This window comes from Pseudomonas fluorescens group sp. (assembly GCF_020093335.1).
GTDB classification, from domain to species: Bacteria; Pseudomonadota; Gammaproteobacteria; order Pseudomonadales; family Pseudomonadaceae; genus Aquipseudomonas; species Aquipseudomonas petroselini.
Genome location: NZ_JAIOKW010000024.1, coordinates 72,112 through 81,512, shown reverse-complemented (window position 1 = coordinate 81,512; position 9,401 = coordinate 72,112). Strand labels below are relative to the sequence as shown.

Genomic DNA, 9,401 nt, shown 5'->3' with positions numbered 1-9,401 from the left:
TTGGGGGGCCGCCGCCACGCGCCATCCATGGCGCGGGGCGGCTAAACCGGCATCCCTGCCGGTTTACCCCCCAAATCCCTGTCGAATTCCGGCCAGCGTGTTTGACGGGGCGCCTGAGATCAAAAGCAGGGTCAAGATCAAGATCAACAGCGACTCGCTTCGCATCGTGGTTAGCGTGGTTGCTACAGCGTTGTGTAGATGCCTATGGTCATCGGGGGCAAGGCCCCTCCCACATTTTACCTGTGTCTACTTGGGGCCTTTTTTGACCAGCTTCATCACCACCACAAAAAACACCGGCACAAACACCACCGCCAGCGTCGCGGTGATCATCCCGCCGATCACCCCGGTACCGATCGCCTGCTGGCTGGCCGAGCTGGCCCCCGTGGCAATCGCCAGCGGCACCACGCCGAGGATGAACGCCAGGGACGTCATGATGATCGGCCGCAAGCGCAACCGCGCAGCCTTCAAGGTGGCGGTGATCAGGTCTTCACCCTGGTCGTACAGGTCCTTGGCGAACTCGATGATCAGGATCGCGTTTTTCGCCGACAAGCCAATGATGGTGATCAAGCCGACCTTGAAGAACACATCGTTGGGCATGCCGCGCAAGGAGACGGCCACCACCGCACCGAGCACGCCCAACGGCACCACCAGCAACACCGAGGTCGGAATCGACCAGCTTTCATACAATGCCGCCAGGCACAGGAACACGATCAGCAGCGACAGGCCGAGCAGCAACGGTGCCTGGGCGCCGGACAGGCGCTCCTGCAGCGACAATCCGGTCCATTCCTGGCCCAGGCCGGCCGGCAACTGGCTGACCAGGCGCTGGATCTCATCCATCGCCTCACCGGTGCTGTGCCCCGGTGCCGCTTCGCCGGAAATCGCGATGGCTGGGTAGCCGTTGTAACGGGTCAACTGCGTCGGGCCCTGGGTCCACTTGGCTTCGACAAACGCCGACAACGGCACCATCTTCCCGGCGTTGTTGCGCACGTTGATCTTCATCAAGTCCGCCACCTGGCTGCGCTGGTCACCCTCGGCCTGCACCACCACCCGCTGCATGCGGCCCTGGTTGGGGAAGTCATTGATGTAGGCCGAACCGATGGCTGAGGACAGCACGTTGCCGACGTCGGCAAACGACACGCCCAGCGCGTTGGCCTGCTTGCGGTCCACCTCCAACTGCACTTGCGGGGCCTCGGCCAGGGCGCTTTCGCGCACGTTGGCCAGGATCGGGCTTTTTGCGGCGGCGGCCAGCAACTCGGTGCGCGCCGCCATCAAGGCGGCATGGCCGACACCACCACGGTCCTGCAAGCGGAATTCGAAGCCGCTGGACGTGCCCAGGCCATCCACCGGCGGCGGCAGGATCGCATAGGCGATCGCGTCCTTGAGCTCGCTGAAGGCCATGTTGGCACGGTCGGCAATCGAGGACGCAGAGTCATCGCTGCTGCGTTCCGACCAATCCTTGAGCGTGGTAAACGCCAGCGCCGCGTTCTGCCCCGAGCCGGAGAAGCTGAACCCCATGATCATGGTGGTATCACCCACCCCAGGCTCCCCGGCGTTGTGCGCTTCGATCTGCTCGGCCACCTGCACCGTGCGGTTCTTGCTCGCACCCGGAGGCAACTGGATGTCAGTGATGGTGTAGCCCTGGTCTTCCACCGGCAGGAACGAGGAGGGCAGGCGGCTGAACATCCATCCCAGGCCAACCAGCAGCATCAGGTAAATCAACAGGTAGCGGCCGCTGCGCTTGAGGGCGTAGGCCACCCAGCCTTCATAGCGGTCGGTGAGCTGTTCGAAGCGCTTGTTGAACCCGCCGAAGAAACCGCCCTTGGCGTGGTGCTCGCCCTTGGCAATCGGCTTGAGCAAGGTGGCGCACAGGGCCGGGGTCAGGGTCAGGGCCAGGAACGCCGAGAACAGGATCGAGGTGGCCATCGACAGCGAGAACTGCTGATAGATCACCCCCACCGAACCCGCCATGAACCCCATCGGCAGGAACACCGCCACCAGTACCAGCGTGATGCCGACGATGGCACCGGTGATCTGGCCCATGGCCTTCTTGGTCGCGTCCTTGGGCGACAGGCCCTCGGTGGCCATGATCCGCTCGACGTTCTCCACCACCACGATCGCATCGTCCACCAGGATGCCGATCGCCAACACCATGCCGAACATGGTCAGTACGTTGATCGAAAAGCCCAGCAACAACATGGTCGCGAAGGTGCCCATCAACGCAATCGGCACCACCAGCGTGGGGATCAGCGTGTAACGCACGTTCTGCAGGAACAGGAACATCACCGCAAACACCAGCGCCATCGCCTCGAGCAACGTGTAGACCACCTTGGTGATCGAGACTTTGACGAACGGCGAAGTGTCGTACGGGATCTTGTATTCCACATTGGCCGGGAAGAAGCGCGACAACTCGTCCATCTTCGCCCGCACCCGCGTCGCAGTGTTCAGCGCGTTGGCACCCGGTGATAGTTGCACGCTGACCGCGGTGGACGGTTTGCCGTTCAGGCGCGTGGAGAACTGGTATTCCTGGCTACCGACTTCCACTCGCGCCACGTCGCCGATGCGCACGGTGGAACCGTCCGGGTTGGCCTTGAGCACGATGTCGGCGAATTCGGCCGGCGTCGACAGCTGGCCCTTGACCAGCACCGCCGCGGTGATTTCCTGGCTGTTCGTCCCTGGCAAATCACCGATGCTGCCGGCAGACACCTGGGCGTTCTGCGCGCTGATGGCGGCGTTCACATCGGCCGGGGTGAGGTTGAAACCGATCAGTTTCTGCGGGTCGATCCAGATGCGCATGGCGCGCTCGGCACCGTACAGCTGGGCCTTGCCCACACCGTCCAGGCGCTTGAGCTCGTTCATCACGTTGCGCGCCAGGTAGTCACTGAGCGCTACGTCATCGAGCTTGCCGTCGTTGGACGTGAGGGTCACCAGCAGCAGGAAGCCGGCGGAGACTTTCTCCACCTGCAAACCTTGCTGGGTCACCGCTTGCGGCAGGCGCGGTTCCACGGCCTTGAGGCGGTTTTGCACGTCAACCTGAGCCATTTCCGGGTTGGTGCCCGGCTGGAACGTCGCGGTGATGGTGGCCGAGCCCAGGCTGCTCTGCGACTCGAAATACAGCAGGTGATCGGCGCCGTTGAGCTCCTGCTCGATCAGGCTGACCACGCTTTCGTCCAGGGTCTGGGCCGAAGCGCCCGGGTACACCGCATAGATCTCGACTTTTGGCGGCGCGACGTTGGGGTACTGCGCCACCGGCAGTTGCGGGATGGCGAGCGCGCCGGCCAGCAGGATAAACAGGGCCACCACCCAGGCGAAGATCGGGCGGTCAATAAAGAACTGCGGCATGACAGGTTATTCCTTTACGAACGGGCTAGCGTCCACTTCAACTTTTTCACCGGGGCGCGCATGTTGCAGGCCTTCGACGACGATACGGTCACCGGGCTTGAGGCCGCTGCTGACGATCCAGCGGTCCTCGATCACCGCGCCCAACTCCACCGGTTGCTGGGTCACCGTTTGCTCGGCGTCCAGTAGCAGCACCATCGGAATGCCGGCGCTGTCACGGGTGATGGCGCGTTGCGGCACGCTGATGCCTTGCTTGTCGACGGCCTGTTCCAGGCGCACCCGTACAAAGCTGCCGGGCAGCAGGTCGAGGTCCGGGTTGGGGAATTCGCTGCGCAGGATGATCTGCCCGGTGCCGGGGTCGACGCTGATCTCGGCGAACAGCAATTTGCCCGGCAATGGGTAGAGACTGCCGTCGTCCTGGATCAGCGTGGCTTTGGCCTGGTCCTGGCCGACCTGCTTCAAGCTGCCGGCGCGGAAGGCCCGGCGCAGATCATTCAGCTCGCGGGTGGACTGGGTCAGGTCGGCGTGGATCGGGTCCAGTTGCTGGATGATCGCCAGCGGCGTGGCCTCGTTCTGGCCGACCAGTGCGCCTTCCGTCACCAGCGCCCGGCCGATGCGCCCGGAAATCGGCGCGGTCACGGTGGCGTAGCCCAGGTTCAGCTTGGCGCGCTCGACCGCCGCCTTGTTGGCGGCGACCTCGGCGTTGGTCTGGCGCACGGCGGCGCGGGCGTTGTCGTAGTCCTGGCCGCTGATGGCGTTGCCTTCCACCAACTGGCTGTAGCGCTGCTCTTGCAGGCGCGCCTGGAAGGCATTGGCCTCGGCCTTGCTCAGGTTGGCCTGGGCGCTGTCGAGATCGGCCTTGAACGGCGCGGGGTCAATGCGAAACAGCACGTCGCCCTGTTTCACGTCGTGGCCTTCCTTGAACACCCGCTGCATCACCACGCCGGCGACCCGTGCGCGCACTTCGGCAATGCGCGGCGCGGCAATGCGCCCACTCAGTTCGCTGGTGATGGACAGGGGCTTGGCGGCGAGGGTTTCGATGCGCACTTTGGCCAGGGGCATTTCCGGTGCCTCGGCGGCGGAGTTGTCACACGCGCTCAGTGCCAGGGTGAGGGCCAGCAGGCAAAACGGCGCAAACAGATTCTTCGACATGCTCTTATCCCAATATTGACTGGCGCATCCTAAAGTCACCTGCGCCGTGGTGCTGTGAAGCTGTGTAGGCCGTGTGTGAAGAAATGTAAGGTGCGGCGCGCGGGGCGCTGGGGGCGTATATCCTTGCACAATCCTGCACCACACCAACAAACCGCATTATTTGGAAACACCATGCCCAACATCCTCCTGGTGGAAGACGACGCCGCACTCTCCGAGCTGATTGCCAGCTACCTGGAACGCAATGGCTACCAAGTCAGCGTGCTCAGCCGCGGCGACCACGTCCGCGAACGCGCCCGCTTGAACCCGCCGGACCTGGTGATCCTCGACCTGATGCTGCCCGGCCTCGACGGCCTGCAGGTGTGCCGCCTGTTGCGCGCCGATTCGGCGGGCTTGCCGATCCTGATGCTCACCGCCCGCGACGACAGCCACGACCAGGTGCTGGGCCTGGAAATGGGCGCCGACGATTACGTGACCAAACCCTGCGAGCCGCGTGTGCTGCTCGCCCGTGTCCGTACATTGCTGCGGCGCAGCAGTTTGTCCGAGCCCCAGGCGGCCAACGACCAGATCATCATGGGCAACCTGTGCATCGACTTGTCGGAACGCACCGTGACTTGGCGCGAGCAGTCGGTGGAGCTGTCCAGCGGCGAATACAACCTGTTGGTGGTGCTGGCGCGGCACGCCGGCGAAGTGCTCAGCCGCGACCAGATCCTGCAGCGCTTGCGCGGTATCGAGTTCAACGGCACCGACCGTTCGGTGGATGTAGCCATCTCCAAGCTGCGCCGCAAGTTCGACGACAACGCCGGTGAGGCGCGCAAGATCAAGACGGTGTGGGGCAAGGGCTACCTGTTCAGCCGTTCCGAGTGGGAATGCTGAGCCATGTTTCGTGTACTGCTGCGCCTCTACCTGATCACCATCGTCACCTACAGCCTGGCGATCTACTTGATCCCCTCGCTGGTGATCCAGCTGTTTGAACACCGCTACATGAACTACAACATCGAGCAGACCCGCGGCCAGCAGAAGCTGATCGTCAAGCAATACCTGCGGGCGCCGGTGGAACGCTGGTCACAGGTGACCGAGCAATTGGGCCACGACTTCGCGCCGCTCAAAGTGCAGTTGCTGCTGCGCCAGGACGCCAGCTATAGCCCCGCGCAGGAAAAACTGCTGGAGCAAGGCAAATCGGTGGTGCGCCTTGGGGAATGGGGCTGGATGGAGGAAATCAGCTCGCCGATCAATGAGCAATTCGTGGTCAAGCTGACGATCCCGCCGGATCCGATGGACATGAACGTGCTGTACTGGGCCATCAACGTGCTGATCGTCGCCGCGCTGCTGGCGTGCCTGCTGGTGTGGCTGCGTCCGCACTGGCGCGACCTCGAGCGCTTGAAAAGCACCGCCGGGCAATTGGGCCAGGGCAACCTGGCCGAGCGCACGCGTATCCCGGCCAGCTCCAGCATCGGCAGTCTGGCCTCGGTATTCGACACCATGGCCGACGACATCGAGCACCTGCTCAACCAGCAGCGCGACCTGCTCAACGCCGTCTCCCATGAACTGCGCACACCGCTCACACGCCTGGATTTCGGCCTGGCCCTGGCGCTTTCCGAAGACTTGCCCGAGGCCAGCCGCGAACGCCTGCAAAGCCTGGTGGCGCATATCCGCGAGCTGGATGAACTGGTGCTGGAGCTGCTGTCCTACAGCCGCCTGCAAAACCCGGCGCAACTGCCGGAGCGGGTCGAGGTGGTGCTCGATGAGTTTATCGACAGTGTGCTTGGCAGCGTCGATGACGAACTGGAAAACCCCGAGATCGTCATCGACGTGGCGCTCGATTGCGCCGTGGAGCGGTTCAGTCTTGATCCGCGCCTCACCGCTCGTGCCTTGCAGAACCTGCTGCGCAATGCCACGCGTTACTGCGACAAACGCATCCAGGTGGGCGTCAAGGTGTGCCCCAAGGGCTGTGAAATCTGGGTCGACGATGACGGTATCGGCATCCCGCTCGATCAGCGTGAACGCATCTTCGAGCCGTTCTACCGCCTGGACCGCAGCCGTGACCGCGCCACCGGCGGTTTCGGCCTGGGCCTGGCCATCAGCCGGCGCGCCTTGGAGGCCCAGGGCGGCACCTTGACCGCATTGGCGTCGCCATTGGGCGGCGCACGGTTCCGGGTGTGGTTGCCCAGCGTCGCCTGATCACAGCACTTTGACGGCGCGGCCGATCGCTTGGATCGGCCCGGTGGGCTTGCCGGTCGGCGAGCCGCGCGGGTCTTCCAGGGTCAGTTCGAACAGCTGGTTCTGCGTCAGCGGCGGCAACTTGTCCAACGGCACCGACAGCGTCTGGCCGGGTTTGACCAACCCCAGCGACACCGGCCCTTGCCAACCATCGCCCTTGGTCCAGAACTGCAGGGCCTTGTCCGCCGGTACGTCCATCACGCCCAATGGGATCAACTGAATCTGCTGGTTATTGCTGGCCTGAATCACCCAGCCCGGGGCCTGGCTTTGCGGAGCCACCAGCACCACCACAAAGCTGGGTTCCAGGTTGGGCGGACGGGTCAGCAGCAGCGCGGCCAGCACCAGCGTAGCCACCAGCCCGGCACCGGCCAGGCCACGCCATACGGCGAGCAGGTCCCACCAAGGTGTGCGGGCGCCGGCGGTGCTGCGTTCGATGCGTGGCCACAACTCAGAGGAGGGGGGCACGGGCTCCGCCAAGGCGGTCAACGGCAACAGGCGTTGCTCCCAGGCGTCCACTGCGGCGCGTAACTCGGCGTCGTGGCTCAGGCGCTGTTCCACTTCCGCGCGTTGTTCGCCAGGCAGGGTGCCCAGCACGTATTCGCTGGCCAGTTCGTCCAGTGGGTTGCTCATGTCATGCACTCCCGCAGCGCGGCGAGGCTACGTTTGATCCAGGCCTTGACGGTCCCCAGCGGGGTGTCGAGTTTCTGGGCGATTTCGCTGTGGGAATAACCGTCGACATAGGCATGCAGGATGCACGTGCGACGGGTCGGGTCGAGCTGCTCCAGGCAGGTGTGGACTTGCCCCGTGCGTGCGCTGAACTCAAAGGTGTCGGTCGCAGCGACTGGCTCATGTTCGTCGCCCAACGGGACTTCGCGATAATGGTTACGCACGACGTTGAGCGCCAGGTGCCGGGTCACGCTGAACACCCAGCCACGGGCCGACCCGCGACTGGGGTCAAAGCTGCCGGCGCCGCGCCAGATCTTGATGAACGCGTCATGCACGATATCTTCGGCCAGGGACTTGTCCCTGACGATACGCAGCGCCACGCCAAGCAGATGGCTGCTTTCCTGCTGATAGAGCGCGCGCAAGGCGCGTTGATCGCCACGGGCGCAGGCCAGCAGACAGGCTTCGTAATCAAACACGCGGTGCTCCCCCCAACCAACGTCATTGGGGGCAGCGTAGCCGTATTTGTTCAGTTGGCTGCCCAGAAGATGTAATCAGCCTTGTACTTGACCACTTCCTGCTTGCCCTTGTTGGCCGCCGTGCACGCGCTGTTCGGTGCTACGCCCCCCTCTAAAGCAACCCGCTGGATGTAACTCACACCGCTCATCGCGCCCTTGCCTTCGGCCGGGTTGGCCTTGACCAGTTGGTAGGGAAGGTTGCCCGCACCGGACGGCGCCACGGCCAGCTGGGTGCCGGTGACTGTCGAACCGTCCTTGGCCTGCCAGGTGGCGGGCGGGCCGAAATAGGTGCCGACTTGCTTGCCGCTGCGGTCATTCAGCACGGCCTTGGGGCCGACGAAGGTCCATTCGGTCTGGCCGGCGGCGTTGGCTTTGTCGCGGCACTCGTAGGTGATTTCGCCGACGCCGGTGGTCTCCAGCGCCACCTTGTGGCCGTCCGGCACTTTGATGCTGTCGGGCAAGCCGGTCTGGGCAAAGGCTGCGGGTGCGGCGGCGAGCAGGGCGGTGAGGCAGAACAGTGCTTTAGCGTTCATGGGTACTTCTCCATTTCAGTAAAACAGCGGGGTGACTGAAAGGACTACCCATGGCACGCACGATTGGATGCAGCGATTAGAAAATAAACGCGGGAGGGCGCACACTGTGCCCCCGCTTTACCCGAGGAGAGATTGGCAATGACTGGTGTTCACACGTCTGCTCAACAAGGTTTCTCTACCCAGGCCGTGACCTACGCCCAAGGTCGGCCGGATTATCCAAGGCAACTCACGGGCTGGCTGGCCGAGACCTTGCGCATCGACGCACAGTCGAGCGTGGTTGACCTGGGTGCCGGCACCGGCAAGTTCACCCGTTTGCTCAGCACCCTGGCGCCGACGTTGACCGCCGTCGAGCCCGTGGCGGCGATGGGGGCGCAGTTGCGCAAACTGCTGCCGGATGTGCGCCTGGTCAATGGCACCGCCGAATCCATCCCATTGCCTTCCGCCAGCGCTGACGCGGTGGTATGCGCCCAGGCATTCCACTGGTTCTCCACCGAGGCTGCCCTGGCGGAAATCCATCGCGTGCTCAAGCCCGGCGGCCGCCTGGGCCTGGTGTGGAACGTGCGCGATGAGTCGGTGGATTGGGTCGCAGCCATCACTGACATCATCACGCCCTACGAGGGCGACACCCCGCGTTTTCATACCGGGCTCTGGCGCGAGGCCTTCAACGGCATGTACTTTTCCGCCCCCGACGTGACCTGTTTTCCCTACAACCATGTCGGCAGCCCTCAGGAGGTGATCATGGATCGCTTCCTCTCCGTGAGCTTTATCGCCGCGCTGGCTGATGGGCCCAAGGCGAGTGTCACCGCGCAATTGCAAGCGCTGATCGACACCCACCCGGCGTTGAAGGGGCGTGACACGGTTGCCTTTCCGTATCAAACCCAAGCCTACGTCTGCCATCGCCTGAGCTAAAAGGCATAAAGTCAGATCATATTGATATAAGTCGTTATAAGAAAAATCGCTATCCTGCGGCCAGAAATTTATA

General features: G+C 63.7%; 8 protein-coding genes. 3 read left to right on the top strand and 5 right to left on the bottom strand.

What is annotated here, in order from left to right; all coding sequences use genetic code 11:
- Positions 1–246: 246 nt before the first annotated feature.
- Entirely contained in the window at positions 247–3,339 is a 3,093-nt protein-coding gene (locus tag K7431_RS21675; RefSeq protein WP_012723908.1) for an efflux RND transporter permease subunit, read from the bottom strand.
- A gap of 6 nt (positions 3,340–3,345) precedes the next feature.
- Positions 3,346–4,488 carry an efflux RND transporter periplasmic adaptor subunit gene (locus K7431_RS21670; RefSeq protein ID WP_012723909.1) on the bottom strand — a complete coding sequence of 381 codons (1,143 nt, stop codon included), beginning with the start codon at positions 4,486–4,488 and terminating at the stop codon, positions 3,346–3,348.
- A 171-nt stretch (positions 4,489–4,659) separates the two neighbouring features.
- Here K7431_RS21670 and K7431_RS21665 point away from each other — a divergent pair, with 171 nt between their 5' ends.
- Complete coding sequence (locus tag K7431_RS21665) at positions 4,660–5,361, top strand: response regulator transcription factor (RefSeq protein WP_043205260.1); 702 nt, start codon at positions 4,660–4,662, stop codon at positions 5,359–5,361.
- Positions 5,362–5,364: 3 nt separating this feature from the next.
- The gene (locus K7431_RS21660; protein WP_012723911.1) at positions 5,365–6,666 is read left to right on the top strand and encodes an ATP-binding protein; all 1,302 of its coding nucleotides are present in this window, start codon (positions 5,365–5,367) and stop codon (positions 6,664–6,666) included.
- Here the strand turns inward: K7431_RS21660 and K7431_RS21655 are convergent, their stop codons facing one another.
- From K7431_RS21655 to K7431_RS21645, 3 genes are read right to left on the bottom strand one after another with little or no spacing between them, the layout of a single operon-like run.
- On the bottom strand, positions 6,667–7,335 hold the full coding sequence (locus K7431_RS21655; RefSeq protein WP_012723912.1) for an anti-sigma factor: 669 nt from the start codon (positions 7,333–7,335) through the stop codon (positions 6,667–6,669).
- Positions 7,332–7,847: a sigma-70 family RNA polymerase sigma factor gene (locus tag K7431_RS21650; RefSeq protein WP_012723913.1), complete on the bottom strand. Its 516-nt coding sequence runs from the start codon at positions 7,845–7,847 to the stop codon at positions 7,332–7,334. The genes K7431_RS21655 and K7431_RS21650 overlap by 4 nt, the downstream gene beginning before the upstream one ends.
- Before the next feature lie 50 nt (positions 7,848–7,897).
- Entirely contained in the window at positions 7,898–8,419 is a 522-nt protein-coding gene (locus K7431_RS21645) for a DUF3455 domain-containing protein (RefSeq protein WP_012723914.1), read from the bottom strand.
- A 138-nt stretch (positions 8,420–8,557) separates the two neighbouring features.
- On the opposite strand from K7431_RS21645, the gene K7431_RS21640 reads away from it, so the two are divergent.
- Complete coding sequence (locus tag K7431_RS21640; protein WP_012723915.1) at positions 8,558–9,328, top strand: class I SAM-dependent methyltransferase; 771 nt, start codon at positions 8,558–8,560, stop codon at positions 9,326–9,328.
- Positions 9,329–9,401 lie beyond the last annotated feature (73 nt).

Bases quoted from the DNA above. Each gene is read 5' to 3' on its own strand.
- K7431_RS21675 (WP_012723908.1), bottom strand. From the start codon at position 3,339: ATGCCGCAGTTCTTTATTGACCGCCCGATCTTCGCCTGGGTGGTGGCC.
- K7431_RS21670 (WP_012723909.1), bottom strand. From the start codon at position 4,488: ATGTCGAAGAATCTGTTTGCGCCGTTTTGCCTGCTGGCCCTCACCCTG.
- K7431_RS21665 (WP_043205260.1), top strand. From the start codon at position 4,660: ATGCCCAACATCCTCCTGGTGGAAGACGACGCCGCACTCTCCGAGCTG.
- K7431_RS21660 (WP_012723911.1), top strand. From the start codon at position 5,365: ATGTTTCGTGTACTGCTGCGCCTCTACCTGATCACCATCGTCACCTAC.
- K7431_RS21655 (WP_012723912.1), bottom strand. From the start codon at position 7,335: ATGAGCAACCCACTGGACGAACTGGCCAGCGAATACGTGCTGGGCACC.
- K7431_RS21645 (WP_012723914.1), bottom strand. From the start codon at position 8,419: ATGAACGCTAAAGCACTGTTCTGCCTCACCGCCCTGCTCGCCGCCGCA.
- K7431_RS21640 (WP_012723915.1), top strand. From the start codon at position 8,558: ATGACTGGTGTTCACACGTCTGCTCAACAAGGTTTCTCTACCCAGGCC.